The following is a 25,828-nucleotide window of genomic DNA, read 5'->3' as shown; positions in this document are numbered from 1 at the left end:
CCATGCTTCAGTCGAGGAATTCGACGCGGCCGGCGAGGCCGTCGACGCGCACGCGCCGGCCGTCGGCGAGCGCGCCGCGGATGCCGGGCAGGTTCACCACCGCCGGGATGCCGAACTCGCGCGCGACCGTTGCCCCGTGCGACAGGTAGCCGCCGGTCTCCATCACCAGCCCGCCGGCCTTCAGGAAGAGCGGCGTCCACGCCGGATCGGTCGAGGGGGCGACGAGGATTTCGCCGGGGGCGAGACGGTGCCCGGCCTCGGGATGGTCGATCAGGCGCGCGACGCCTTCGCCGCAACCGGTGCCGACGGCGACGCCGCGCCAGACGCGGCCGTCGGCGTCGATCGTTGCGGCGCTGTCGTCGGCGAAGGTCTCGGCGATGCCGGCGGCGCCGTCGATGACCACGTCGGGCGCCGGCGCCGCCGTCCATTCGGCGAAGCGGACGGCGCGGCCGGCGATGCGCGCGCGCAGCGCGGCGGCGGGCAGCGTGCCGGCCAGCGCGGCGCACAGCTCGCCGGGCAGCAGGTGGAAAACGCCGTCGGCGGCATCCAGCGCCCCGCGTTCGCGGAGGCGGCGGCCGGCCTCCAGCAGCAGGCGGCGGCCGACCTCGCTGTAGGCGGTGAAGGCGCTGCGCGCCAGTTCGCGGTCGTTGCCGTCGGCGATCGCGCCCTCGACCAGCTTGCGCAGCAGCGCCAGTCGCCAGCGCGGCAGCCGCGCGCGCAGCCGCTGCCAGGCGGCATCGGCGGCGGCCTGTTGGCGTGCCGCCAGCGCGGCCGTGTCCACGCCGGCGAGGTCGGCGAGGGTGCTGAGCAGCCAGGCCGGATTCTCGCGCCAGCGCGGCGAGCGCAGGTAGCTCTCGTAGACGCCGCGGTGGCCGTGGCGGTCGAGGAAAGCGGCGAGCGCGGCGCGGAAGGGAGAGTCCGCCGGCAGCCGGCCGGGATCGTGCGGCGCGCCGGCGCGCAGCCAGTCGCGCACCGCCGGCTCGGCGTCGGCGATGCGGGCGAGGCCGACCAGGTCGTAGCCCTGCTGCGCGCTGACGCTCGCCTCCTGCCCGGCCATCAGCGCGGCGACCAGCGCCTGGCCTTCGCCCGGGAATTCCTTGTCGACCGCTTCGAGCAGGGTGTGCAGATTGCCGCCGCTCGACCCCTGCAGGAATTGCAGGCCATCCTGGCGGCGTACGTGGGCGAACAGGGAGCGCAGGCGCTCGCCGAGCGCGGTGTCGGGCAAGGCGGCAAGGTCCTCGCTGCGCCAGCGCCGGCAATCGGCGAAGGCGGCGGCGGCCTGCGCGCGGCCGTGCCGGCGGCGGCCGGCGACGCCGGCGAGGTAGCGCACGAGGCGACCGATCCGGCGCAGGCGGTCGCGCCAGCGCACGGTCGGCACGGCGATTTCGGCGTGATGGCCGCCGAGCAGCGCGTTCATCGCCTGCGGGCTGACGCCGAGCGCGTCGAAGCCTTCCCACTGGATGAAGGAGACGTTGAGGTAGAGCCGACCGGAGAACAGCGCGCCGCGCTGTGCGCCGGGCAGCAGCGGGTAGCCGGCGAGGCGGTAGCCCTGCTCGAGGTAGAGGTTGATCAGCCGCCGCATGCTCGCCCAGTCGGCGGCGTTGACCGGCTGCGGTACCACGTCGCGGGTGTTGCCGTTGGTCCAGATGGCGTGCTGGCCGGCGAGGCCGGGGTAGGTGTGCCACGGCCGGGCGGTGACCGGCCGCGCCTGGACGAGGTGGAAACCGGTGTCGTCCTGCACCCATTCGAGGTCGAACCACGGTTCGGCGAAGTCGAGCGCGTTGGCGGCGTCGCGCACCAGCGCGGCGAGCGCCAGCGCGTCGGCGTCGGTGAGGATCTCGCCGCCGTCGGCGCAGGCCTGCTGCCGCGTGCCGCCGGCGGCGTCGGCGACGATCGCGCTGCGCTGCCGTGCCGGGCGCCGGGAGAGGATGGCGATGCGCTCGTCGAAGCAATCCTCGCCGACGACGATCTCCTCGCCGGCTTCCAGCCCGCCGACCAGCGCTTCGCCGAGACCGCGCACGGCGCTGACGACGAGGCGGTCGTCGCGGCCGCTGGCCGGGTCGCAGCTGAAGGCGACGCCGGCGCTGCGCGCGGCGAGCAGCGGCATCACCACCACGGCCATCGCCGCGGCTGCGGGCGGCAGCTCGAGGCGGGTGCGGTAGGCGACCGCCTGCGGCGTCCACAGCGAGGCCCAGACGGCGCGCACGGCGTCGGCCAGCGCGGCGGCGCCGGCGACGTTGAGCACGCTGTGGTGGATGCCGGCGAAGGAGGCGCGGCGCGAATCCTCCATCGGCGCCGACGAGCGCACGGCGAGCGGCGTCGTTTCCCAGCCGCGGCGCCGGAGTTCGTCGGCGAGCGCCTCGCTCAGCGCTGCCGGCAGCGGCTTGGCGGCGATGCGCCGGCGCAGCGCGGCGAGGGCGTCGGCCTCGTGGCCGGCGGCCTTGGCCGCAGCGTGCAGGTCGGCGGCGAAGAAGTCGGCGTAGGCGGTGCTGGCGACGACGAAGCCGGCCGGCACCGGCAGGCCGTAGCGGCGCAGGCGGCCGAGCGTGGTGCCCTTGCCGCCGGCCAGCCCGGCGCCGGCGTCGGCGGCGGCGTCGAAATCGAGCAGGCGGCCGGCGCTCATCGTGGCGCTCCGGTGACGCCGTGCAGGAAGAGGTCGAGCATCGCGGCGAATTCGCCGACGAGGCGGCCGTCGGCCTCGCCGCCTTCGTCCAGCCAGCGCACCAGCGCGCCGAGATGCAGGAACTGCAGGTAGTGGGCGAGCTGCGCGGCCGGCGGCGTCGCGGCGATTTCTCCGCGCGCCTGCGCGTCGGCGATGAGCGCCGCGAACACGCGCTCGAAGCCGCTGCGCTCGCGCTCGGGAACGAGCGGGCGGCTCAGCCGGAATTGCAGGTAGGGCCGCAGGTAGCCGCGCTGGCGCTCGTCGTAGGCGGCGGCGAGTTCGAGCAGGCGACGCAGGCGGGCGACGGCGGTCGGCAGCTGCGCCAGTTCGGCCTGCACCGCCGGCGCCGCGGCGGCGAGGTCGGCGTGGAAACGCTCGCGGACGATCGCCTCCTTGACCGGGAAATAGGCGTAGAGCGTGGCCTTGGCGACATCGGCGGCGGCGGCGATCTGCTCCATCGTCACCGTTTCGTAGCCGTTGCGCGCGAACAGTTCGAAGGCGGCGGCGACGATGCGGGCGCTGGTTTCCTGGCGTTTGCGGTCGCGGCGTGAGGGATCGGCGGCGGGCGGGGGGAAGAACATGGCGGCCTTCGGGCTGAAATTGAACGACGTATAAAACTATACGACGTTCATAAATTCGCCGCAAGGCGGTGCGCCCCGTCCGCGGGCAACGGTGCGATCAGCGCCGGAGCAGGTTCCACAGCGCCTCGGCGCCCTCGATCACCAGATCGCCGAGGTCGGCATCGATGCGGCTGCGCTGCCGCTCGCGTGCCGCCTGCGCTTTCAGGCGCTCGTTGGCGAGCAGCGCGTCGGCGTAGGCGAGCGGGTCGACCTGCGTCTGCTTTCTGGCGCGTGTCCCGAAATCGTCGAGTGCCTTGGCGACGGCGTCCGGGTCGAGGATCACGATCGGCGCTCGGCAATGCGCGCAGGCGTTGTCGCGGCGGATGTCCACCGGTGCGCCGCAGCCCGAGCAGCGGATCGTCTGCACCCGGCGCGCGAGGTCGGCGATCTCGGCGCCGTTCAGCTGGCGGACGAAGCCCTTCTCCATCATGAACGCCGAGAAGGAATTGAAGCGGCCATGCTGCTGCGGGCAGCGGTGGTAGGAGAAGTGGCCGTTCCTGGTGCGGTCCAGGCCGTGGATCAGCCGCTCCCGGCAGACCGGGCAGTGCAGCGCCGCCGGCCAGGACAGGCGCGGCTCATTGTGGTGTTCGTGCAGCAGGCGGAAGAGGTCGAGGACGCCGGCGGGCGCCAGCTGCGTGCTCTCGAAGCCGTCGAACCAGATGCCCTGGCAGGCGAAGCAGAGGTCGAGGCCGACCTCGCCGTGCACTTGGCGCGCGAAGGCATGCGTGCGCATCGGTGCCCGGCAGGCGGGGCAGGGGCGGGCGGCGGGCAGCGGGGCTTGCGGGTCCATGCGCGGGCTCGTCGAAGTCGGGGGCGGGCAGCACGGCGCGGCGTCCGGGCTGCCGCGATTGTCGCGGCAGCGCCCGGGAATGACAAGCGGCAGGTTCAGTGCTGCGCGCTGTCGTCGAGGTGGATCACGTCGTCGTGCAGGCGCTGGTTGAGCTCGTGCTGGCGCTTGACCAGGTACATGGTGCCGGCGACGAACAGGCCGAACAGCGTGATCACCCAGTAGATCGACAGGTCGGCGCGGATCATCACGAAGTAGAGGCCGGTCATCACCAGGATCGACAGGTTCTCGTTGAAGTTCTGCACCGCGATCGAATGGCCGGCGCCCATCAGGATGTGGCCGCGGTGCTGCAGCAGCGCGTTCATCGGCACGACGAAGAAACCGGACAGGCCGCCGACCAGGATCAGCAGCGGTACTGCCAGCCACATGTCGCGGACCAGGATCATCGCCAGCACGATCAGGCCCATGGCGATGCCGAGCGGGATCACGCGCACCGACTTCCGGAGCGTCACCAGCTTGGCGGCGACGATCGCGCCGCCGGCGACGCCGATGGCGACGACGCCCTGCAGCATCGACGATTTCGACAGGTCGAGGCTGAGCGCGACCTCGGCCCACTTGATGACGATGAACTGCAGCGTGGCGCCGGCGCCCCAGAACAGCGTGGTCACGGCGAGCGAGATCTGGCCGAGCTTGTCGCGCCAGAGCAGCATCAGGCAATGGTTGAACTCGTGCACCAGATACACCGGGTTCTTCTTCAGCGGCTTGTGGTCGACGCCGGTGTCGGGAACGTAGAGGTTGAACAGCGCGGCGAGCAGGTAGAGGACGCCGACGATGCCGATCACCATCTCGCCGGTGCTGTCGATGCCGGTGTCGAGCAGCGGGAAGTCGAAGGCGAGCAGCGTCTGCGCGATCTCCGGCTTGATCAGCGTGCCGCCGATGACGACGCCGAGGATGATGGCGCCGACGGTGAGGCCCTCGATCCAGCCGTTGGCGACGACCAGCAGCCGGTGCGGCAGGTATTCGGTGAGGATGCCGTACTTCGCCGGCGAGTAGGCGGCGGCGCCGAGGCCGACGACGGCGTAGGCGGCGAGCGGGTGCACCGCGAAGAACATCATCGCGCAGCCGACGATCTTGATCGTATTGCTGATGAACATCACGCGCCACTTCGGCATCGAGTCGGCGAAGGCGCCGACGAAGGCGGCGAGGATGACGTAGGAGACAGTGAAGAAGGTCTTCAGCAACGGCTCGTACTCCGCCGGCGCCTGCAGTTCGCGCAGGGCGTAGATGGCGGCAATCAGCAAGGCATTGTCGGCGAGCGCGGAGAAGAACTGCGCCGCCATGATGATGTAGAAGCCGAAGGGCATCGCGTCGGTCGTGGCCTGTGCGTTTTTGTAAGTGGCGGGTTTATACCACGAAAGTCGTAGGCGCCGCTTTGAGCGAATCGGGGCGCGGCCGGGTGATGCGAAGCGGCCGCGATTGTGCTTGAATAGAGTCGATCGATACGTGAGGCGTTTATTTTTATGGCGGATCGTCGCCTGCAGGTTTTTCACGCGGTCGCCCGGCACTTGAGCTTCACCAAGGCCGCCGAAGCCTTGTTCATGACGCAGCCGGCGGTGACCTTCCAGATCAAGCAGCTGGAGGAGCAGTTCAACACGCGGCTGTTCGAGCGCGGGCACGGCCGCATCTCGCTGACGCCGGCCGGCGAGCTGGTGCTCGGCTACGCCGAGAAGATCCTCGACCTGTCGTCCGAGATGGAGACGCGGCTGGCCGAGATGACCGGGCAGATGCGCGGCCTCTTGATGATCGGCGCCAGCACGACGATCGCCGAGTTCATGCTGCCGCGCATCCTCGGCGAGTTCAATTCGCTCTACCCGCAGGTGCGCGCGCGGCTGACCGTCGCCAACTCGGAGAGCATCGAGACCCGCATCGCCGAGCACACCCTCGACGTCGGCCTGATCGAGTCACAGACCAAGCTGCCGAACCTGCTCAGCGAGGCCTGCTGCGACGACGAGCTGCAGGTCATCTGCGCCCCCGACTACCCGTTGAACGGCATGGGCTCGGTGGCGCCGAAGACGCTGCTCGACTACGAATTCATTTCGCGCGAACCCGGCTCCGGCACGCGCGAGGTCACCGACGCCTACTTCCGCGAGGCCGGCGTCGCGCCGGAGAAGCTGAAGACGCTGATGGAGCTGGGCAGCCTGGAGGCGCTGAAGGGCGTCGTCGGCACCGGGCTCGGCTTCGCCATCGTTTCGCGGGCCAGCGTCGGCAAGGAGTTGCAGCTCGGCAGCCTGGTCGCCATCCCGCTGGCGCCGCGCCTGACGCGCCGCCTGTCGGTCGTCTGCCCGAAGGAGCGCTTCCGCTCGCGGGTCGTCGCCACCTTCATGGAATTCGCCAAACGCCGTCTGCGGGAGCTCGCTGCCTGATGCCACGCCCGATCAACGCGCGGATCGACCGGTCCGCGCTGCTGCACAATTACCTGCTCGCCAAATCCCGCGTCCCCGGCTCCCGCGCCTGGGCGGTGGTCAAGGCCAACGCCTACGGCCACGGCCTGCTCAACGCCGCCGACGCGCTCGCCGAGGCCGCCGACGGCTTCGCGCTGCTCGACCTCGCCGAGGCGGTGGCGCTGCGCGAGGCCGGCATCCGCCAGCCGATCCTGCTGCTCGAAGGCTTCTTCACCGCCGAGGACCTCGAGCTGGTCGCCGAGCACCGGCTGTCGGTGGTCGTGCACCGCCTCGACCAGCTGCAGCTGCTGCGCCAGGTCGGTCTGCCGCTGCGCGTGCCGGTCTACGTGAAATTCAATACCGGCATGAACCGCCTCGGCTTCCGCCCCGAGCAGCTCGCCGCGCTGCGCGACGAGCTGGCGAAGAACCAGGCGGTCAGCGAGGTGACGCTGATGAGCCATTTCGCCGAGGCCGACGGCGAGCGCGGCATCGACTGGCAATTGCAGCGCTTCCGCGCGATGGCCGGCGAATGGCGCGGGCCGGTGTCGCTGGCCAACTCGGCGGCGATCCTGCGTTACCCGCAAACGGGCCGCGACTGGGTGCGACCGGGGATCATGCTCTACGGCGGCAGCCCGTTCGCCGACGCCAGCGCCGAATCGCTCGGGCTGCGTCCGGCGATGACGCTGACCAGCGAGATCATCGCCGTGCAGACCGTCGCCGCCGGCGAGCGCGTCGGCTACGGCGGGCTGTTCGCCGCCGAACGCGAGACGCGCGTCGGCGTCGTCGCCTGCGGCTACGCCGACGGCTACCCGCGCCACGCGCCGACCGGAACGCCGGTGCTGGTCGGCGGCCGGCGCACGCGCACCCTCGGCCGCGTGTCGATGGACATGCTGATGGTCGACCTCAGCGACCTGCGCGAGGCCGGCGTCGGCACGCCGGTGACGCTGTGGGGCGAGGGGCTCGCCGCCGACGAGGTGGCGGCAGCGGCCGGCACGATCAGCTACGAGCTGTTCTGCGCGCTGGCGAAGCGGGTGCCGGTGACGGTGGTCTAGTTTCTAGTCGGCGCGCCGCTGGCACAGCACGTAGGCGTCGTCCATGTCGCGCAGCCGGCGCGACAGCACGCAGGCGATGTTGCGGTAGATCTTGGCGCTGCCGCCCGGGTGCTTCTGGCAGGCCTTTTCCGACAGGCGCAGCAGCACGCAGGGCGTTTCCGCGATCACCGTCGCGGAACGCGCTTCCTGGTCGACCAGCGACATCTCGCCGAACGAGTCGCCGGCCTGCAGCTCGGCGAGTTCGGTCGGCAGGCCGCCGGCTGACTTCTGCACCGATACCCGGCCGTCGATGATCACGTACAGCCAGGCGCCGGTGCTGCCTTCGCGGACGATCGTCTCGCCGCCGCCGAAGGTGCATTTCTCGGCGGATTCCAGCAGCTGCAGCAGCTCCTCGCCGCTCATGCCGTGGAAGACCCGGACGCGGTCGATCAGGCGGAACATGATCCGCTGCAGGTCCTGAAACGAAAACTGTTCCTTGATCCAGTGGGCCATCGTGCCGGCGCGAGGTGAGGGGACGCCGTCTATTGTATGCTCCGCACACCATGAGCAAGTCAAAAACCGTCTATACCTGCAGCGAGTGCGGTGCCTCGCTGCCCAAGTGGCAGGGCCAGTGCCCGGCCTGCAACGCGTGGAACACGCTGGTCGAGAGCGTCGAGGAGAAGGCCTCGCCGGCGGCGCGCTTCCAGTCGCTGGCGCCGGCGGCGAAGCTGCAGAACCTCGCCGAGATCGAGGCGCGCGAGGCCGAGCGCATCGCCACCGGCATCGGCGAGTTCGACCGCGCACTCGGCGGCGGGCTGGTCGCCGGCGGCGTCGTGCTGATCGGCGGCGATCCCGGCATCGGCAAGAGCACGCTGCTGTTGCAGGCGCTCTCGTCGCTGTCGGAAGCGCAGCCGGTGCTCTACGTCAGCGGCGAGGAGTCGGGCGAGCAGGTGGCCCTGCGCGCGCGGCGCCTCGCGCTCGACGCGCGCCGCCTGCAGCTGCTCGCCGAGATCAACCTGGAGAAGATCCTCGCCACATTGCAGGCGGAGAAGCCGCGCGTCGCGGTGATCGACTCGATCCAGACGCTGTGGTCCGATCAGCTCAGTTCTGCGCCGGGCTCGGTGGCGCAGGTGCGCGAATGCGCGGCGCAGCTGACCCGGCTGGCGAAGACCGCCGGCATCACCATCGTGCTGGTCGGCCACGTCACCAAGGAGGGCGCGCTGGCCGGCCCGCGCGTGCTCGAGCACATCGTCGACACGGTGCTCTACTTCGAGGGCGACACGCATTCCAGCTTCCGCCTGATCCGCGCCTTCAAGAACCGCTTCGGCGCGGTGAACGAACTCGGCGTCTTCGCCATGACCGACCGCGGGCTGAAGGGGGTCAGCAACCCGTCGGCGCTGTTCCTGTCGCAGCACGGGCAGGCGGTGCCGGGGTCCTGCGTGCTGGTCACGCAGGAAGGGACGCGGCCGCTCTTGGTCGAGGTGCAGGCGCTGGTCGACCAGGCGCACGGCAACCCGCGCCGGCTGACCGTCGGCCTGGAGGCGCAGCGGCTGGCGATGCTGCTCGCCGTGCTGCACCGCCACGCCGGCGTCGTCTGCTTCGACCAGGACGTCTTCGTGAACGCCGTCGGCGGCGTCCGCATCAGCGAGCCGGCGGCCGACCTGGCGGTGCTGATGGCGATCATCTCGTCCTTGAAGAACCGGCCGCTGCCGGAGAAGCTGATCGTCTTCGGCGAGGTCGGGCTGGCCGGCGAGATCCGGCCGGCGCCGCGCGGCCAGGAGCGGCTGAAGGAAGCCGCCAAGCTCGGCTTCACGCGCGCGCTGATCCCCGAGGCCAACCGGCCGCGGCAGGCGATCCCGGGGCTCGAGGTGGTCGCCGTGTCGCGCGTCGAGGAGGCGGTCGAGAAGATCCGCGCGCTGGAGTGAGGATGCGGACCCGATGAACGCCCTCGTCGTCGCCTGCCGCCTGCTCCGCCGCGATTCGCGCGCCGGCGAGCTGCGCCTGCTGGTCGCGGCGATGCTGATCGCCGTCGCCGCGCTGTCGGCGGTCGGCTTCTTCGCCGACCGCGTGCGCCAGGCGCTGGAGCGCGAGGCGCACCAGCTGCTCGGCGCCGACCTGCTGCTCACCGCCGACCAGCCGTGGCCGGCGGCCTTCGCCGCCGAAGCGGCGCGGCGCGGGCTGGCGCGGGCCGAGACGCGGGCCTTCCCGAGCATGGTGCTGCACGAGGGGGCGGCGCAGCTGACCGAGGTGAAGGCGGTCAGCCCCGGCTATCCGCTGCGCGGCGGCTTGCGGCTGGCGCCGGCGGTGAATGCGCCGGACGCGCCGGCGCCCGGCGTGCCGCCGGCCGGCGCGGTGTGGGTGGACGAGCGGCTGGCGGCGGCGCTCGCGCTGAAGGTCGGCGACGCGCTGGCGCTCGGTCGCACGCAGCTCGTGGTCGGCGGCGTGCTGACGCTGGAGCCGGACCGCGGCGTCAATTTCTTCAGCGTCGCGCCGCGGCTGATGATGAACCTCGCCGACCTCGAGGCGACCGGGCTGGTCCAGGTCGGCAGCCGCGTCGCCTACCGCCTGCTCGTCGCCGGCGAGGCGAAGGCGGTGCGCGACTTCCAGCGCTGGGCGGAATCCCGCCTCGGCCGCGGCCAGCAGATCGAGGATGCGCGCACCGGCCGCCCGGAGATCCGCACCGCGCTCGAGCGCGCGCAGCGCTTCCTCGGCCTCTCGGCGCTGCTCACCGTGGTCCTCGCCGCGGTTGCCGTGGCGCTCGCCGCGCGCCGCTACAGCCAGCGCCACCTCGACCCCTGCGCGGTGATGCGCTGCCTCGGTGCGACGCAGGGCTTCCTGCTCGCCACCTACCTCGCGCAGTTCGCGCTGCTCGGCATCGTTGCCTCGGCGGCCGGCTGCGCGCTCGGCTTCGTCGGCCATTTCGCGCTGCACGCGTGGCTCGCCGAACTGCTGGCGACGCCGCTGCCGCCGCCGTCCTGGCTGCCGGCCGGGCAGGGGATGGCGGTCGGCCTCTTGCTGCTGTTCGGCTTCGCGGTGCCGCCGCTGTTGCAGCTGCGGCGGGTGCCGACGGTGCGCGTGCTGCGCCGCGAGTTCGGGCCGCCGGCCGGCGCCCTGGTCGGCGGCTACCTGCTCGGGCTCGCCGCGCTCGCCGGCGCGATGTTCTGGGTTGCCGGCGAGGCGGTGCTCGGCGCCTGGGTCGTCGGTGGCTTCCTCGGCGCGCTGCTGGTCTTCGCGCTGGTCGCGCGCGGCGCGATCCGGCTGGCGGCCGGGCTGCGCGGCGGCGCGCACGCGGCGGCCGGCTTCGGCTGGCGCTACGGGCTGGCCAACCTCGAGCGGCACGCGCTCGGCAGCGTCGTGCAGATCGTCGCGCTGGCCATCGGCCTGATGGCGCTGCTGCTGCTGACGGCCACCCGCGGCGACCTGCTCGAGGCCTGGCGGCGCGCGATGCCGGCGGACGCGCCGAACCGCTTCCTGATCAACATCCAGCCCGAGCAGAAGGCGGCGGTCGAGCGCCACCTGCGCGCCGCCGGCATCGACGCCGAGCTGGCGCCGATGGTGCGCGGCCGCCTGGCAATGCAGAACGAGCGGCCGGTGTCCGCCGCCGACTACGAGGAGGATCGCGCCAAGCGGCTGGTCGAGCGCGAGTTCAACCTGTCCTGGCGCGCCGAGCTGCCGCCCGGCAACACGGTCACGCGCGGCCGCTGGTTCGGCGCGGACGAGGCGCGTGCCGCCTCGGTCGAGGAGGGGCTGGCGAAGACGCTGGGCATCGCCGTCGGCGACCGCCTGCAGTTCACCATCGCCGGCGAGCCGGTCGCGGTCGAGGTCAGCAGCCTGCGCAAGCTCGACTGGGATTCGATGCGCGTCAATTTCTTCGTGCTGACGCCGCCGGGCGTGCTCGAAGCGTACCCGGCGAGCTTCATCACCAGCTTCCACCTGCCGCCGGAGCGCGCCGACCTGGTCAATGGCCTGATCCGCGAATTTCCCAACGTCACCGTGATCGACGTCGCCGCCATCGTCCGCCAGCTGCAGTCGGTGCTCGACCAGGTCGCGCAGGCGGTGCAGTTCATCTTCCTGTTCACGCTCGCCGCCGGCCTCGTCGTGCTCTACGCGGCGCTCGGCTCGGCCTTCGAGGAGCGGCGCTACGAGCTGGCGGTGATGCGCTCGCTCGGCGCCCGCCGCGAGCAGCTGCGGCGGGCGCTGCTCGCCGAGTTCGCCGCGGTTGGCGCGCTCGCCGGCGCGATCGCCGCCCTCGGGGCGGCGGTGGTCGGCCAGGTGCTGGCGGCGAAGGCCTTCAATTTCGAGGTGGACACCAGCCTGTGGCCGTTCCCGGCGGCCGTCGTCGGCGGCGCCGTGCTGGTCTCGGTCGCCGGCTGGCTGGCCGCCCGCCGCCTGCTCAATACGTCGCCGCTGCAGGTGCTGCGGGCGGGGGGCTGAGTTTTGCCCCAGTTTTGTGCATCCGGGGATTGCTCGCCGGCCGCTTTGTCGCATAATGCGACGTTTGCGATTCCTGTCCGATAACCATAAAAATGTCCGAAACCACGTCGCATCGTCTCGATGAACGATTGAGCGCGCTCAACGCCCGCTGGCAGGACTACGTCGCCCGCGGCGGCTTCGAGCAGTTCGTCGAGTTCTCGGTCGCGCTCAACAGCCTCGCCGAGCAGCTCGGCCGCCTGCGCCTGCCGGGCCTGCTGCGCATCTCGGAAGGGTTGGAGAACGCCGCGCTGGCGCGTTTCGGCGATCCCGAAAGCCATCCGCTGGCGGCGCAGGAGATCAGCGCGCTGCAGCGCCAGGTCGACGCGCTGACCGGCGCGATCACCTCGTCCCGGCGCCCGGTCGGCGAACGCCGCGTCGAGGAGGTGCCGTCGTCGGTACCCGACCCGGAATGGGTGCGCCCGCGCGCGGTGTGGGTGATGGCGACGCCGGACAGCGAAATGACCAACGGCCTGGCCGAGCAACTCAACCATTTCGGTTTCCGCCCGCAGCGCTGCGACTGGCACGACCCGCTGCCGGAAGGCGAGCAGCCGCTGGCGGTGCTGTTCATCGGCGACGCGGCGCCGGACCAGGAGCGCCAGCTCGAGCGCGTCGCCGCGGTGCGCCAGGCGGTGCCGGCCAGCCAGCTGTTCTACCTTGGCGCCGAGCGGGCGATGGAGTCGGTGGTGCTGCTGATGCGCGCCGGCATCGACATCACCGTGCCGCGCGAGGAGGGCGTGACCTCGGTGCTGACCCGCATCCTCGACCTGGTGCAGACGCGCGAGCAGGAGAAATACCGCGTGCTGATCGTCGAGGACTCGCGCGTCGCGGCGGTGGTGATCCAGCGCACGCTGGCCGAGCACAGCATCGACAGCCTGGTCGTCGCCGACCCCGGCACGCTGCTCGACGCCGTCGGCAGCTACCGGCCGGACCTGATCCTGATGGACATGTACATGCCGCGCTTCAACGGCGTCGAGGCGACCCGCGTGCTGCGCCAGGTGTCCGGCTACCAGGCGCTGCCGATCGTCTACCTGTCGAGCGAATCGGACATCGGCATGCAGGTCGAGGCGCTGCGCCTCGGCGGCGACCAGTTCCTGACCAAGCCGTTCAACCCGGTGGTGCTGGCGGCGGTGGTGCGCACGAAGATCGAGCGTTACCGCGACGCGCTGCGCTCGACGCGCACCGACGGCCTCACCGGTCTGCTCAACCATACCGCGTCGAAGGCGCGGCTGAAGGCGATGGTCGAGTCGTTGCCGGCGCACGGCAACCTGTGCGTGGCGATGCTCGACATCGACCACTTCAAGGCGATCAACGACACCTACGGCCATCCGGTCGGCGACCAGGTGATCCGCAACCTCGCCTGGCTGCTGAAGGGGCGGCTGCGTGCGACCGACCTGATCGGCCGCTACGGCGGCGAGGAGTTCATCCTGGCGCTGCCGGACGCGCCGCCGGAACGCGCGCACGCGGTGATCGAGCGCATCCGCCGCGATTTCGCGGTGCTGCCGCACGCGCACAACGAGGGTACGCTGTACTCGACCTTCAGCGCCGGCCTCGCCTGCAGCCTGCATTACCCGACCGCCGCCGAACTGACCGAGGCCGCCGACCATGCGCTGCTCGAGGCCAAGCGCCAGGGGCGCAACCAGGTCGTCGCCGCCTGCATGCAATGACGGAGTGCGACGGCGCCGACGGTCTTGCCATCGATTTGATAGAGATCAGCTTATTGGCGATCCGCCCGTGAAATAATTCCACCCATGCGTCTAGCGATTCTCGAGGATTCCCGAAGCCAGGCCCTGCTGCTGAAGACGATGGTCGAGGAGCTCGGCCACGAAGGGGTAGTATTCGCCTCCGCCCAGGAGTTCCGTCGCGGGCTGGAAGCGCAGCCCTTCGACCTGCTGCTGATGGACTGGATCCTGCCCGACGGCTCCGGCGACGAACTGCTGCGCTGGGTGCGCCAGCGTTTCGGCTGGTCGCTGCCGGTGATCTTCGTCACCGCCCGCGTCGCCGAGAGCGACGTCGTCGCGATGCTGCGCCTCGGCGCCGACGACTACGTCTGCAAGCCGATCCGCTACGTCGAACTGTCGGCGCGGATCGAGGCGCTGATCCGCCGGCAGGCGCTGGCCGGCGGCGTACGCGAGTCGGCGGCGTTGACGGTGGGCAACATCGTGCTCGACCCGGCGGCGCGCAGCGCGCAGGTCGACGGGCGGCCGGTGGCATTGACCGGCAAGGAATTCGATCTGGCACTGCTGCTGCTCGCCAACCTGGGCACGCTGTTCAACCGCCAAACGCTGCTCGAGAAGGTCTGGGAGGTCGATGCCGAGATCGATACGCGCACCGTCGATACGCATGTCAGCCGCCTGCGCCGCAAGCTCGGCCTCGAGCCGGCCAACGGCTGGCTGCTGACCACCGTCTATGGCCACGGCTACCGTCTGGAGCGCGCCCACGGCTGACGCCGGTCGGCAGTCTTCTTTGCGGACCGGGGAATCTCTGGGCGATTTCCCGGTCTAAGTCGCCTGTTCCCGCCCTTCGCCCTCGTTCCCGTCCCCATCCGCCACCGATGTCCGCCGCCGCTCTTTCCGTTTCCCGGCCCGCCGTTCCCGGCCTCTTTTCCTACCGCAAGCACTGGGCGAAGCGCTTCGGCACGGCGCCCTTCCTGCCGATGTCGCGCGCCGAAATGGACGCGCTGGGCTGGGATTCGTGCGACGTCATCCTGGTCACCGGCGACGCCTACATCGACCATCCCAGCTTCGGCATGGCGCTGGTCGGCCGGCTGCTGGAGGCGCAGGGCTTCCGCGTCGGCATCATCAGCCAGCCGGACTGGCATTCGGCCGCCGACTTCAAGAAACTGGGCAAGCCGAACCTGTTCTACGGCGTCACCGCCGGCAACATGGATTCGATGGTCAACCGCTACACCTCGGACCGCAAGATCCGCTCCGAGGACGCCTATACGCCCAACGCCGCGGCCGGCAAGCGGCCGGACCGCTCGGTCGTCGTCTATGCGCAGCGCTGCCGCGAGGCCTACGCCGACGCCAACGTCGTGATCGGCTCGATCGAGGCCAGCCTGCGCCGCATCGCGCACTACGATTACTGGTCGGACAAGGTGCGCCGCTCGGTGCTGCCCGATTCGAAGGCCGACTTGCTGATCTTCGGCAACGCCGAGCGCGCCATCGTCGCGCTGACGCACCGGCTGGCGGCCGGCGAGAAGATCAAGGACATCCGCGACCTGCGCGGCACCGCCTTCATGGTGCCGCCGGGCTGGCTGCCGGACGCGGACTGGCACGTCACCGACTCGACCGAGCTGGACACGCCGGGGCCGCTGGCGAAGCACCCGGACCCCTACGCGATGGAGGAGGAGAAATCGGCCTCGTCCTGCGCGTCGAAGGACGGCGGCCCGGAAGTGAAGGGCATCCGCATCGTCGGCCGCCAGGAAATGACCCAGTCGCGGCTGGCCGCGCGCCGCGCCGACCGTGCCAAGACGGTGATCCGGATTCCGTCGTACGAGCAGGTCAAGGACGACCCGGTGCTCTACGCGCACGCCTCGCGTACCTTCCACCTCGAATCGAACCCGGGCAACGCGCGGGCGATGGTGCAGGCGCACGGCGAGGGGGCGTCCAAGCGCGACGTCTGGCTGAACCCGCCGCCGATCCCGCTGACGACGCCGGAAATGGATGCCGTGTATGGCGCGCCGTACCAGCGCAAGCCGCACCCGAGCTACGGCGACGCCAAGATCCCGGCTTACGAGATGATCCGCTTCTCGATCAACATCATGCGCGGCTGCTTCGGCGGCTGCACCTTCTGCTCGATCACCGAGCACGAGGGCCGCATCATCCAGAGCCGCTCGGAGGAGTCGATCCTGCACGAGATCGAGGAGATCCGCGACAAGACGCCGGGCTTCACCGGCACCATCTCCGACTTGGGCGGGCCGACCGCGAACATGTACCGGATGGCCTGCAAGGACCCGAAGATCGAGGCTTCGTGCCGGCGGCTGTCGTGCGTCTTCCCCGACATCTGCCCGCAGATGGACACCGACCACGCGCCGCTGATCTCGCTCTACCGCAAGGCGCGGGCGATTCCCGGCGTCAAGCGCGTGCTGGTCGGCTCCGGCCTGCGCTACGACCTCGCCGTGCGCTCACCCGAGTACATCAAGGAGCTGGTCTCGCACCACGTCGGCGGCTACCTCAAGATCGCCCCCGAGCACACCGAGGAGAACGTCCTCAAGCACATGATGAAGCCGGGCATCGGCACCTACGACAAGTTCAAGGCGATGTTCGAGAAGATCTCGAAGGAAGCGGGCAAGGAGCAATACCTGATCCCGTACTTCATCGCTGCGCACCCGGGCACGACCGACCTCGACATGCTGAACCTCGCGCTGTGGCTGAAGAAGAACAACTTCCGTCTCGACCAGGTGCAGACCTTCCTGCCGACGCCGATGGCGCTGGCCACGGCGATGTACCACTCGCACAAGAATCCGCTGAAGCGCGTCGAGCGCGACGGCGAGACCGTCGAGACGGTCAGGAACGGCCGCATGCGCAAGCTGCACAAGGCCTTCCTGCGCTACCACGACCCCGAGAACTGGCCGCTGCTGCGTGACGCGCTGCGTGCGATGGGCCGCGCCGACCTGATCGGCAACGGCAAGAAGCAGCTGGTGCCGGCCTGGCAGCCGGCGGGCACCGGCGGCAGCTGCCAGGTGCGGCGCGCCAACGAGAAACGGACCGCCCAGCAGCGGGCCGCGCAGCAGCGCGGCGAGGGCTGGCCGGCGGTGCCGAAGCCGGCGAAGATCGTCGCGCGGTCGGATGCGTCGGCGACGAAGGGTGGCGCGAAGACCGCGACGAAGGGCGCTCAGCGCGCCTTGCCGTCGAGACGGTCGAGGGCGCCGGCGAAGTAGGCGAGCAGCAGCCCGCCGAAGATCCCGGTGGGGGCGAGCAGCCAGAGCAGCGCGGTCGACTGCTGTGCCGCGCGCACGCCGGCGGCGTCGACGAAGACGCCGATCAGCGCCACCAGTCCGAGCAGCAGCAGCGCGCCGCCGGACAGGCGCAGCGCCCGCTGGCGATGGTCACCGGCCGCGTAGAGCGGCAGACCGAAGGACAGGCAGCCGAGGAACAGCAGGAGCAGCACCAGCGGCGCCACGTTGCCGAGCGCGAAGAAGGGCTGGGCGACGAGCACCAGCCCGGAAAGCAGGCCGACCAGGACGATGACGAAACCGGTGAGGCGGATCGGGGGCATGCTTCTCTCCTGCGGGGCGGATACGAGCAATCTAGCATCCGGCCGAAGCGGCCGGCAAGGACGCTTCCGGCTGGCATCCGCCGGTCGGGCGGTCCACAATGGGCTTATGAGGCTGAAATACTTCTGGCTCATACCGCTCGTTTTCTGGGGCTTGGTGGTTGGTGCGTCGTTTCGCTGGAACTGGCAGCAACTGGACCAGCAAGTGTTCGATACGGCAACCAGCCAAGGGCGGGATATTTTTCGCATGATCGAGGCGATGCGCCTGTGGAATTCACGCCATGGCGGACTCTACGTGGTGCAGTCGGAGCTGACCCCGCCCAATCCCTATCTCAACGTTCCCGACCGCGATCCGGTGACCACCTCGGGCCTGCGGCTGACGATGGTCAATCCGGCCTACATGACGCGGCAGATGGCGACGACGATCCTCGAGCAGACCGGCATTCGCGTGCGGATGACCAGCCTCAAGCCGGTCAATCCGGACAACCGGGCCGATCCCTGGGAGACCGCCGCGCTGCAGCGCTTCGAACGGGGGCTGCAGGAGTACGCGGAAATCCTGCCCGGGAGCGACGCCCAGATCCGCTACATGGCGCCGCTGGTCACCCATCAGGCCTGCCTCGGCTGCCACGAGAGCCAGGGCTACCGCGTCGGCGACGTGCGCGGCGGGATCAGCGTCAGTTTCCCGGTGGCGCCGATCGCGGCGGCCGTCGTCCCGCACCGCCACACCGTGCTCTTCGGCCACCTGCTGTCGTGGGCCGGGCTGGTGGCGTTGACGATCTACGCGATGCGCCGCATCCGCACCCACGTCGGCGCGCTGGAGCGGGCGCGCGCCGAGCAGGAGCGCCTGGTCGAGGTGCGCACCGCCGAATTGCGCGCCGAGGCGGGCGAGCGCCGGCTGGCCGAGAGCCAGTTGCGCCACCTCGTCGAGGCGACGTCGGGCGGCATCATCGGCGTCGATGCCGAAGGCTGCTGCCAGGTGTTCAACCCGACCGCGGCGCGCCTGCTCGGCCTCGCCGATACGCAGATGCTGCACGGCGTGCAGCTGGCGCCGATCCTTGCCGGACGCAGCCCGAAGCTGGCGTCGATGCTGCTCAACGCACTCGACGGCGTGGCGCAGGCGGAGGAGGCGGTGGCGCTGGCGGTCGGCGCCGAGGCGGCCGTTACCGCCGAGATCCGCGTCGACCCGATCGTCGAATCCGGGCACGTGATGGGGGCGGTGATCTCGCTGGTCGATGCCACCGAACGCCAGGCGCGCCAGCGCGAAATCTGGCACCAGGCGAACTTCGACCATCTCACCGGACTCGCCAACCGCAGCCTGTTCCTCGACCGGCTGGAGCGGATGCTGGCCCTGCAGGCGCGGGCCGCGCGGGTGGCCGCGGTGCTGTTCATCGACCTCGACGGCTTCAAGCCGATCAACGACCGCTACGGCCACGCCACCGGCGACGCCGTGCTGGTCGAGGTCGCGCGACGGCTGTCGGCCGCCGTGCGCAGCACCGACGTCGCCGCGCGTTTCGGCGGCGACGAATTCGTGCTCGGCGTCTCCGACATCGCCAGCCGGGCGGACGTCGAGCGTCTGGCGCAGAAGGTCCTCGACGCCGTCGGCGCGCCGTACCGCATCGGCGAGATCCGCGCCGAGCTGACCGCGTCGATCGGCATCGCGCTCTTTCCCGAGGACCAGCAGAGCACCGATCTGCTGCTGGCGGCCGCCGACGAGGCGATGTACCGCGCCAAGGAGGGCGGCAAGGCGCGCTACTGTTTCTATTCGCCCGAGGAATCGGCAAAATCCCGTTAACCCCTGACCCCGCAAGACCCGATGAACGAAATGACCCCCTACGAGGCGATCGGCGGCGAAGCCGTCGTCGCCCGCCTGACCGACCGTTTCTACGAACTGATGGCGGCAGCGCCGCAGTTCGCCGGCATCCGCGCGATGCACCCCGAGGACCTGCAGGGCTCGCGCGACAAGCTGTTCATGTTCCTGTCCGGCTGGCTCGGCGGGCCGGACCTCTTCGTCGAGCGCTTCGGCCACCCGCGCCTGCGCGCGCGGCATCTGCCGTTCGCGATCGGCAGCGCCGAGCGCGACCAGTGGGTGGCGTGCATGACGCTGGCGATGGAGGACGTCGGCATCGAGGCGGGCCTGCGCCAGCGGCTGCTGCAGTCCTTCTTCAACACCGCCGACTTCATGCGCAACCGGGAAGGCTGAAAAAAGCGGTTTTGCGCCGCAACAGAGGCGTCTTGATGTGGTAGAATTGCCGCCTTTTTCAAAGGCTTAGGTATTCCTCCATGTCCGTCCGCCCGATCCGCAACATCGCCATCATCGCCCACGTCGACCACGGCAAGACCACGCTGGTTGACCAGCTCCTGCGCCAGTCCGGCACCTTCGCCGCGCACCAGCAGGTGGACGAGCGGGTCATGGACTCGAACGACCTGGAAAAGGAGCGGGGCATCACCATCCTCGCCAAGAACACCTCGGTCGATTACAACGGCATCCACATCAACATCGTCGACACGCCGGGACACGCCGACTTCGGCGGCGAGGTCGAGCGCGTGCTGGGCATGGTCGACGGCGTGCTGCTGCTGGTCGATGCGGTCGAAGGCCCGATGCCGCAGACCCGCTTCGTCACCAAGAAGGCGCTGGCGCTGGGCCTGTGCCCGATCGTCGTGGTGAACAAGGTCGACCGCGACGGGGCGGACGCCGACAACGCGGTGAACCTGACCTTCGACCTGTTCGACAAGCTCGGCGCCAGCGACGAGCAGCTCGACTTCCCGATCGTCTACGCCTCCGGCCTCAACGGCTGGGCCTCGCTCGAACTCGACGGCCCGCGCGAGGACATGAAGCCGCTGTTCGAGACCGTGCTGTCGCACGTGCCGGCGCCGGATGCCGACATCGACGCGCCGCTGCAGCTGCAGATTTCCGCGCTCGACTACTCGTCCTACGTCGGGCGCATCGGCGTCGGCCGCATCAAGCGCGGCCGCGTCAAGACCGGCCAGCAGGTGCTGGTGATGTTCGGTACCGAGGAGGAAATGGCCGAGCACGAGCGCACCCCGCTCAAGGCCAAGATCGGCCAGGTGTTCGGCTACAAGGGCCTGAACAAGGTCGAGCTCGACGAAGGCCACGCCGGCGACATCGTCCAGATCACCGGCATCGAAGACCTCGTGCTGGGCTGCACGGTGACCGACCCGGAGCAGCCGGAAACGCTGCCGCTGCTGAAGATCGACGAGCCGACGCTGTCGATGCAGTTCATCGTCAACAGCAGCCCGCTGGCCGGTACCGAAGGCAAGTTCGTCACCAGCCGCCAGATCCGCGACCGCCTGCACAAGGAGCTGCTGACCAACATGGCGCTGCGCGTGCACGACACGCCGAACGGCGACATCTTCGACGTTTCCGGCCGCGGCGAGCTGCACCTGTCGATCCTGCTCGAGAACATGCGCCGCGAGGGCTACGAGCTGGCGGTCGGCCGTCCGCGCGTGGTGAACAAGACGATCGACGGCGTCGAGTGCGAGCCGTACGAGATGCTCACCGTCGACATCGAGGAAGGCCACCAGGGCGGCGTCATGGAGTCGCTCGGCCTGAGGAAGGGCGAGATGCTGGACATGGTGCCGGACGGCCGCGGCCGCGTGCGCATCGAGTACCGCATCCCGGCCCGCGGCCTGATCGGCTTCCAGGGCGAATTCATGAACCTGACGCGCGGCACCGGCCTGATGAGCCACGTCTTCGACGAGTACGCGCCGGTCAAGGAAGGCGGCGTCGCCGAGCGGCGCAACGGCGTGCTCATCTCGCAGGACGACGGCGAGGCGGTGGCCTACGCGCTGTGGAAGCTGCAGGACCGCGGCCGCATGTTCGTGAACCCCGGCGAGAAGCTGTACGAGGGCATGATCATCGGCATCCACAGCCGCGAGAACGACCTCGTCGTGAACCCGATCAAGGGCAAGCAGCTGACCAACGTGCGCGCCTCCGGCACCGACGAGGCGGTGCGCCTGACGCCGCCGATCGCGCTGACGCTGGAGTCGGCGATCGAGTTCATCGCCGACGACGAGCTGGTCGAGATCACGCCGAAGAACATCCGCATCCGCAAGCGCTTCCTGAAGGAGCACGAGCGCAAGCGCGCGGCGCGCGAAGGCGCGTAAGCGGCGCCGGCATCGGGCAACGGGCATCCGCGGGATGCCCGTTTTTTCGTGGCGCGCGGTTTTGATCCAGGTCATGCTGCCCGCACCCCGTCCCTGAGAGCATGGGGTGTCGGCAGCCGAAACGACTTCCAGGGGGACGATGATGGACAACGACACCGGCCAGACGCGGCTGCCCAGCCTGCTCAGCAAGCTTGGCAAGCTGACCGCGATCCGCGACACCGAACTGCTCGAGCAGAGCCTGCTGAAGACGCTCGGTCCGCAGCTCGGCGTCCTCAACACCTCGCTCTACCGTACCGACGAGGACTTCGCGCTGGCCCGCGTGATCCACTACCACCGCTCGAAGGAAGTCGACGCCGCCGGCGTTTCCCGCATCGTCGAGCGCATCGAGGAAGTCCTCAACGTGCAGGACCTGCCGCCGGAGATCGGGGCGCTGACCGAGAACGTCCGCCTGCTCTCGCGCCCCTGCACGCGCCGCCTCGGCAGCGAGATGGCGATCGCCTATCCGCTGTTCGGCGACGGCGAGATCTGCGGCTATTTCGTCTTCCAGCGCGACCACGAGGTGTCGCCGACCGAGGACACGATCATCCGCGGCGTGCTCGAGGTCTTCTCCAACTACTACGCGCTGCTCGACGTCAGCATGCGCGACCGGCTGACCGGGCTGTTCAACCGGCAGGCGCTGGAGAACAGCTTCGACCGCCTGTGGACCGCGCTCGGCCGTCCGATCAGCTACAGCGAGCCGGGCGGCGCCCGCCACGCGGCGCCCACCAACCGCTACTGGCTGGCGGTGATCGACATCGATCATTTCAAGCAGATCAACGACGTGCACGGCCACATCGTCGGCGACGAGATCCTGCTCCTCGCCGCACGCCTGATGTGCCACACCTTCCGCAGTTCGGACCTGCTCTACCGCTACGGCGGCGAGGAGTTCGTCGCGATCGTCTCCGCCGACAGCGACGAAGTCGCCCGCAGCATCTTCGAGCGCGTGCGGCAGACCATCGAGGCGCACGCCTTCCCGCGCGTCGAGCGGCTGACGATCAGCATCGGCTACTGCCGCGCCAACCCCGATTTCCTGCCGCAGGAGGTGCTCGCCCGCGCCGACCGCAGCCTCTACGAGGCCAAGCGGCAGGGACGCAACCGCGTCTGCGAGTACGAGGAACTGGTGCGCACGGGCGTCTTCAAGGAAATCGCCTACGGCGATTCCGAGCTGTTCTAGCCGGGGGCGCCGGCAACCGGCTGTTCGCGGCGTTCCGGTCGCCGCCTTTCTGCTGCATACTCGGCGGCAGTTGCCCGCAATCCGAGGCGCCCCCGAGAACCATGCTCGAAATCAACAGGCTCTGCCGCAGCTTCAATGGACGTCAGGTGCTGCGCGACGTTTCGCTGTGCCTGCAGCCCGGCGAGTACGTGGCGATCGTCGGCGAATCCGGGGTCGGCAAGTCGACGCTGCTCAACCTCGTCGCCGGCCTCGACCGGCCTGACGGCGGACGGCTGGTGCTCGACGGGGTCGACTACGCGACGCTCGACGAGGAGGCGCTGACGCGGCTGCGCCGCGACCGGCTGGGCTTCGTCTTCCAGGCTTTCCACGTGCTGCCGCATCTCTCGGTGGTGCAGAACGTCGCGCTGCCGCTGTGGCTGCAGGGCGTCGACGACGTGGCGGCCGCGACCGCCGCGCAACGCCTGCTCGACGCGGTCGGCCTCGGCGGGCGCGCCGCGAGCCGTCCGCGCGAGCTGTCCGGCGGCGAGCTGCAGCGCGTGGCGATCGCCCGCGCGCTGGTGCACGGCCCGCGCCTGGTGCTTGCCGACGAGCCGACCGGCAACCTCGACCCCGGCAACGCCGCGAAGGTCTTGGCGTTGCTCGGCGAGCGCGTCCGCGCCGCCGGCGCGATCGGCATCCTGGTCACCCATTCGCCGGCCGCCGCGGCGACCGCCGACCGCGTGCTGCGCCTGACGCCGGACGGGCTGCGGCCGTGAGGGCGCGCGGCAGCGTCCGTCAGCTCGCGCGCGTCTTCTTCGGCGCGCTGGCGCGGCGGCGGCTGGCGACGCTGTTCTCGTTCGCCGCGATCATCCTCGGCGTCGCGCTCGGCATGGCCGTGCAGGCGGTGCACGAGGCGGCGCTGGCCGAGTTCGGGCGCAGCCTGCGCACCCTCTCCGGCAGCGCCGACCTGCAGGTGCTCGGCCCCCGCGGTGGCTTCGACGAAGCGCTCTACGCGCAGGTCGCGGCGCGGCCGGAGGTGGCCGACGCCAGCCCGCTGCTCGACATCGAGGCGCGCCTGGCCGGACGCGAGGAGACGCTGCAGCTCCTCGGCGCCGACGTCTTTGCGCTGGCGCGCGTGGCGCCGGCGCTGCTGCCGCGGCCGGCGGCCGCCGGCGACCGCTTCGCGACGCTCGCCGACGACGCGCTGTTCGTCAGCGCCGCCGCGCAGCAGGCGCTCGGCCTGCGTGCCGGCGACACGCTCGACCTGCTGTCGGGAACGGCGACGCGGCGTGTCCGCGTCGCCGGCGACCTGCCCGGTGCCGCCGACGAGCGCCGGCTGGCGGTGATGGACATCGCCGCGGTGCAGGCGCACTTCGCCCGCCTCGGCCGGCTGACGCGGATCGACCTGCGGCTGGCCGAGGGCGTGTCGCCGGCGGCGGCGCGCGCCGCGCTGCAGCCGCTGCTGCCGCCCGGCGTGCAGATCGAGATGCCGCAGGCGGCGGCCGAGCAGGCAGCGAACCTGTCGCGCGCCTACCGCGTGAACCTGAACCTGCTGGCGGCGATGGCGCTCTTGACCGGCGGCTTCCTCGTCTTCTCGGCGCAGGCGCTGTCGGTGGTGCGGCGGCGCGGCGAGTTCGCCTTCCTGCGCGCGATCGGCCTCTCCCGGCGCACGCTGTTCGCCTGGCTGCTCGGCGAGGGCGCGGCGGTCGGGCTGGCCGGCGGCCTCGTCGGCGCCGCGCTCGGCCACGGGCTGGCCTGGGCGGTTCTGGTCGTCCTCGGCGGCGACCTCGGCGCCGGCTATTTCTCTGGGCTGCGCCCGCAGCTCGCGTTCGACCCGCTGGCCACCGCCGTCTTCGTCGCCTTGGGCGTCGCCGCCGGCGTCGCCGGCGCCTGGCTGCCGGCGCGCGAGGCGGCGGCGGTGGCCCCGGCGCAGGCGCTGAAGGCCGGCGACGAGGCGCTGGCCGACGGCGGCGGCCATCCCCGGCTGGGCGCCGCGCTGCTCGCGGCGAGCCTCGCTGCCGCGGCCTTGCCGCCGGCGGCGGACCTGCCGCTCGGCGGCTACCTGGCGGTGGCCTGCCTGCTCGCCGGCGCCGTGCTGCTGCTGCCGGCGCTCGCCGGCGGGGTGGCCCGCCTGCTGCCGCCGCGCGGGCCGGCGCCGGTGCGGCTGGCCGCGGCCCGCCTGCGCGCCGCGCCGGGGCATGCGCTGGTGGCGGCGGCCGGGGTGCTGGCGAGCGTCGCGCTGGCGGCGGCGATGGCGATCATGGTTGCCTCCTTCCGCGATTCGGTCGATGCCTGGCTGCACCAGCTGCTGCCCGCCGACCTCTATCTGCGCGCCGGCCGCGCCGCCGGCAGCGGCCACCTCGACGAGGCGCTGCAGGCGCGCATCGCCGCGGTGCCCGGCGTCGCCCGCGTCGGCTTCACGCGCCACGAGACGCTACGACTGGCACCCGGGCGGCCGCCGCTGCCGCTGATCGCACGTCCCGTCTCGGCCGACGGCCGCGAGCTGCCGCTGGTCGGCGGCGTGGCGGCGCCGGGGGAGGCGCCGGCGCTGTGGATCTCGGAGGCGGTGCGCGACCTCTACGGCTGGCGCCCGGGCGAGCGCGTCGAGCTGCCGCTCGGCGGACGGACGGTGCGCCTGCGCGTCGCTGGCGTCTGGCGCGACTACGCGCGGCAGGACGGCGCGCTGATGATCGACCTCGCCGACTACCGGCGCCTGGCCGGCGACCGCCTTGCCAACGACGCCGCGATCTTCCTCGCGCCCGGCGCGGCGCCGCTGGCGGTGGCCGGTGCGCTGCGCGCGCTGGCGCCGGCGGGCGCGCTCGACGTGTCGTCGTCGGCGGAGATCCGCGCGCTCAGCCTGCGCCTGTTCGACCGCACCTTTGCCGTCACCTACCTGCTCGAGGCGGTGGCGGTGGCGATCGGGCTGGCCGGCGTCGCCGCCAGCTTCGCGGCGCTGGCGGCGGCGCGCCGGCGCGAGTTCGGCATGCTGCGCCACCTCGGCGTCAGCCGCCGGCAGATCGGCTGGATGCTGGCGGAGGAGGGGGCGCTCGCGGCCGGCGTTGGCGTTCTCGGCGGGCTCGCCGCCGGCGGCGCGATCGGGCTGGTGCTGATCGAGGTGGTCAACCGGCAGAGCTTCCACTGGAGCATGGACCTGCACGTGCCGTGGCGCTCGCTCGCGGTCTTCGCGCTGGCGCTGGTGGCATTGGCCGCACTGGCGGCGGTGCTCGCCGGCCGGCTGGCGATGCGCCAGGAAGCGGTGCTGGCGGTGCGCGAGGACTGGTGA

The 25,828-nt window shown here is 71.1% G+C and carries 19 protein-coding genes; 13 read left to right on the top strand and 6 right to left on the bottom strand.

What is annotated here, in order from left to right; translation table 11 throughout:
* Positions 1-7: 7 nt before the first annotated feature.
* The 4 genes from IWH25_RS13895 to lplT all read right to left on the bottom strand — a co-directional run bounded on the left by IWH25_RS13895 (position 8) and on the right by lplT (position 5,433).
* Positions 8-2,623: a PEP/pyruvate-binding domain-containing protein gene (locus IWH25_RS13895; RefSeq protein ID WP_203386380.1), complete on the bottom strand. Its 2,616-nt coding sequence runs from the start codon at positions 2,621-2,623 to the stop codon at positions 8-10.
* Entirely contained in the window at positions 2,620-3,243 is a 624-nt protein-coding gene (locus IWH25_RS13890; RefSeq protein ID WP_203386379.1) for a TetR/AcrR family transcriptional regulator, read from the bottom strand. Before IWH25_RS13890 ends, IWH25_RS13895 begins: the two co-directional genes overlap by 4 nt.
* A gap of 97 nt (positions 3,244-3,340) precedes the next feature.
* Positions 3,341-4,072: a zf-TFIIB domain-containing protein gene (locus tag IWH25_RS13885; protein ID WP_203386378.1), complete on the bottom strand. Its 732-nt coding sequence runs from the start codon at positions 4,070-4,072 to the stop codon at positions 3,341-3,343.
* A gap of 95 nt (positions 4,073-4,167) precedes the next feature.
* Positions 4,168-5,433, bottom strand: a complete 1,266-nt coding sequence (gene lplT / locus IWH25_RS13880) for a lysophospholipid transporter LplT (RefSeq protein ID WP_203386377.1) — start codon at positions 5,431-5,433, stop codon at positions 4,168-4,170.
* A 156-nt stretch (positions 5,434-5,589) separates the two neighbouring features.
* On the opposite strand from lplT, the gene IWH25_RS13875 reads away from it, so the two are divergent.
* Together IWH25_RS13875 and alr are read left to right on the top strand one after the other, a co-directional pair.
* Positions 5,590-6,492, top strand: a complete 903-nt coding sequence (locus tag IWH25_RS13875) for a LysR family transcriptional regulator (protein ID WP_203386376.1) — start codon at positions 5,590-5,592, stop codon at positions 6,490-6,492.
* Positions 6,492-7,562 (top strand): alanine racemase, encoded by a 1,071-nt coding sequence (alr, locus tag IWH25_RS13870; protein WP_203386375.1) that lies wholly within the window; start codon positions 6,492-6,494, stop codon positions 7,560-7,562. Before IWH25_RS13875 ends, alr begins: the two co-directional genes overlap by 1 nt.
* Before the next feature lie 3 nt (positions 7,563-7,565).
* Here the strand turns inward: alr and IWH25_RS13865 are convergent, their stop codons facing one another.
* Positions 7,566-8,054: a cyclic nucleotide-binding domain-containing protein gene (locus IWH25_RS13865; protein ID WP_203386374.1), complete on the bottom strand. Its 489-nt coding sequence runs from the start codon at positions 8,052-8,054 to the stop codon at positions 7,566-7,568.
* Between the two features lie 50 nt (positions 8,055-8,104).
* Here IWH25_RS13865 and radA point away from each other — a divergent pair, with 50 nt between their 5' ends.
* From radA to IWH25_RS13840, 5 genes are all read left to right on the top strand, one after another.
* Positions 8,105-9,466 carry a DNA repair protein RadA gene (radA, locus tag IWH25_RS13860; RefSeq protein ID WP_203386373.1) on the top strand — a complete coding sequence of 454 codons (1,362 nt, stop codon included), beginning with the start codon at positions 8,105-8,107 and terminating at the stop codon, positions 9,464-9,466.
* Between the two features lie 13 nt (positions 9,467-9,479).
* Positions 9,480-11,975, top strand: coding sequence for an ABC transporter permease (locus IWH25_RS13855; protein WP_203386372.1), 2,496 nt, complete (start codon positions 9,480-9,482; stop codon positions 11,973-11,975).
* Positions 11,976-12,067: 92 nt separating this feature from the next.
* Entirely contained in the window at positions 12,068-13,678 is a 1,611-nt protein-coding gene (locus IWH25_RS13850; RefSeq protein WP_203386371.1) for a diguanylate cyclase, read from the top strand.
* A gap of 84 nt (positions 13,679-13,762) precedes the next feature.
* Positions 13,763-14,458, top strand: a complete 696-nt coding sequence (locus tag IWH25_RS13845; RefSeq protein WP_203386370.1) for a response regulator transcription factor — start codon at positions 13,763-13,765, stop codon at positions 14,456-14,458.
* Positions 14,459-14,667: 209 nt separating this feature from the next.
* Positions 14,668-16,893, top strand: a complete 2,226-nt coding sequence (locus tag IWH25_RS13840) for a YgiQ family radical SAM protein (RefSeq protein WP_238999082.1) — start codon at positions 14,668-14,670, stop codon at positions 16,891-16,893.
* On the opposite strand, the gene IWH25_RS13835 is transcribed toward IWH25_RS13840, so the two are convergent.
* The gene (locus IWH25_RS13835; RefSeq protein WP_203386368.1) at positions 16,848-17,231 is read right to left on the bottom strand and encodes a hypothetical protein; all 384 of its coding nucleotides are present in this window, start codon (positions 17,229-17,231) and stop codon (positions 16,848-16,850) included. The genes IWH25_RS13840 and IWH25_RS13835 overlap by 46 nt on opposite strands.
* A 244-nt stretch (positions 17,232-17,475) precedes the next feature.
* Here IWH25_RS13835 and IWH25_RS13830 point away from each other — a divergent pair, with 244 nt between their 5' ends.
* From IWH25_RS13830 to IWH25_RS13805, 6 genes are all read left to right on the top strand, one after another.
* A complete protein-coding gene (locus tag IWH25_RS13830; protein WP_238998904.1) occupies positions 17,476-19,020 on the top strand; it encodes a diguanylate cyclase domain-containing protein in 1,545 nt (514 codons plus the stop codon).
* Between the two features lie 21 nt (positions 19,021-19,041).
* Entirely contained in the window at positions 19,042-19,428 is a 387-nt protein-coding gene (locus IWH25_RS13825) for a group II truncated hemoglobin (protein WP_203386366.1), read from the top strand.
* A gap of 80 nt (positions 19,429-19,508) precedes the next feature.
* A complete protein-coding gene (gene typA, locus IWH25_RS13820) occupies positions 19,509-21,353 on the top strand; it encodes a translational GTPase TypA (RefSeq protein WP_203386365.1) in 1,845 nt (614 codons plus the stop codon).
* 142 nt (positions 21,354-21,495) lie between these two features.
* Positions 21,496-22,566, top strand: a complete 1,071-nt coding sequence (locus IWH25_RS13815; protein WP_203386364.1) for a GGDEF domain-containing protein — start codon at positions 21,496-21,498, stop codon at positions 22,564-22,566.
* A 101-nt stretch (positions 22,567-22,667) separates the two neighbouring features.
* Positions 22,668-23,321 carry an ABC transporter ATP-binding protein gene (locus tag IWH25_RS13810; protein WP_203386363.1) on the top strand — a complete coding sequence of 218 codons (654 nt, stop codon included), beginning with the start codon at positions 22,668-22,670 and terminating at the stop codon, positions 23,319-23,321.
* Positions 23,318-25,828 (top strand): ABC transporter permease, encoded by a 2,511-nt coding sequence (locus IWH25_RS13805; RefSeq protein WP_203386362.1) that lies wholly within the window; start codon positions 23,318-23,320, stop codon positions 25,826-25,828. Before IWH25_RS13810 ends, IWH25_RS13805 begins: the two co-directional genes overlap by 4 nt.

The organism is Azospira restricta, assembly GCF_016858125.1.
Lineage (GTDB): Bacteria > Pseudomonadota > Gammaproteobacteria > Burkholderiales > Rhodocyclaceae > Proximibacter > Proximibacter restrictus.
This window is presented reverse-complemented; position numbering and strand designations above follow the sequence as displayed.

Excerpts from the sequence above, each read along its gene's own strand:
- IWH25_RS13895 (WP_203386380.1), bottom strand. The coding sequence starts at position 2,623 with ATGAGCGCCGGCCGCCTGCTCGATTTCGACGCCGCCGCCGACGCCGGC.
- IWH25_RS13890 (WP_203386379.1), bottom strand. The coding sequence starts at position 3,243 with ATGTTCTTCCCCCCGCCCGCCGCCGATCCCTCACGCCGCGACCGCAAA.
- IWH25_RS13885 (WP_203386378.1), bottom strand. The coding sequence starts at position 4,072 with ATGGACCCGCAAGCCCCGCTGCCCGCCGCCCGCCCCTGCCCCGCCTGC.
- lplT (WP_203386377.1), bottom strand. The coding sequence starts at position 5,433 with ATGCCCTTCGGCTTCTACATCATCATGGCGGCGCAGTTCTTCTCCGCG.
- IWH25_RS13875 (WP_203386376.1), top strand. The coding sequence starts at position 5,590 with ATGGCGGATCGTCGCCTGCAGGTTTTTCACGCGGTCGCCCGGCACTTG.
- alr (WP_203386375.1), top strand. The coding sequence starts at position 6,492 with ATGCCACGCCCGATCAACGCGCGGATCGACCGGTCCGCGCTGCTGCAC.
- IWH25_RS13865 (WP_203386374.1), bottom strand. The coding sequence starts at position 8,054 with ATGGCCCACTGGATCAAGGAACAGTTTTCGTTTCAGGACCTGCAGCGG.
- radA (WP_203386373.1), top strand. The coding sequence starts at position 8,105 with ATGAGCAAGTCAAAAACCGTCTATACCTGCAGCGAGTGCGGTGCCTCG.
- IWH25_RS13855 (WP_203386372.1), top strand. The coding sequence starts at position 9,480 with ATGAACGCCCTCGTCGTCGCCTGCCGCCTGCTCCGCCGCGATTCGCGC.
- IWH25_RS13850 (WP_203386371.1), top strand. The coding sequence starts at position 12,068 with ATGTCCGAAACCACGTCGCATCGTCTCGATGAACGATTGAGCGCGCTC.
- IWH25_RS13845 (WP_203386370.1), top strand. The coding sequence starts at position 13,763 with ATGCGTCTAGCGATTCTCGAGGATTCCCGAAGCCAGGCCCTGCTGCTG.
- IWH25_RS13840 (WP_238999082.1), top strand. The coding sequence starts at position 14,668 with ATGTCGCGCGCCGAAATGGACGCGCTGGGCTGGGATTCGTGCGACGTC.
- IWH25_RS13835 (WP_203386368.1), bottom strand. The coding sequence starts at position 17,231 with ATGCCCCCGATCCGCCTCACCGGTTTCGTCATCGTCCTGGTCGGCCTG.
- IWH25_RS13830 (WP_238998904.1), top strand. The coding sequence starts at position 17,476 with ATGATCGAGGCGATGCGCCTGTGGAATTCACGCCATGGCGGACTCTAC.
- IWH25_RS13825 (WP_203386366.1), top strand. The coding sequence starts at position 19,042 with ATGAACGAAATGACCCCCTACGAGGCGATCGGCGGCGAAGCCGTCGTC.
- typA (WP_203386365.1), top strand. The coding sequence starts at position 19,509 with ATGTCCGTCCGCCCGATCCGCAACATCGCCATCATCGCCCACGTCGAC.
- IWH25_RS13815 (WP_203386364.1), top strand. The coding sequence starts at position 21,496 with ATGGACAACGACACCGGCCAGACGCGGCTGCCCAGCCTGCTCAGCAAG.
- IWH25_RS13810 (WP_203386363.1), top strand. The coding sequence starts at position 22,668 with ATGCTCGAAATCAACAGGCTCTGCCGCAGCTTCAATGGACGTCAGGTG.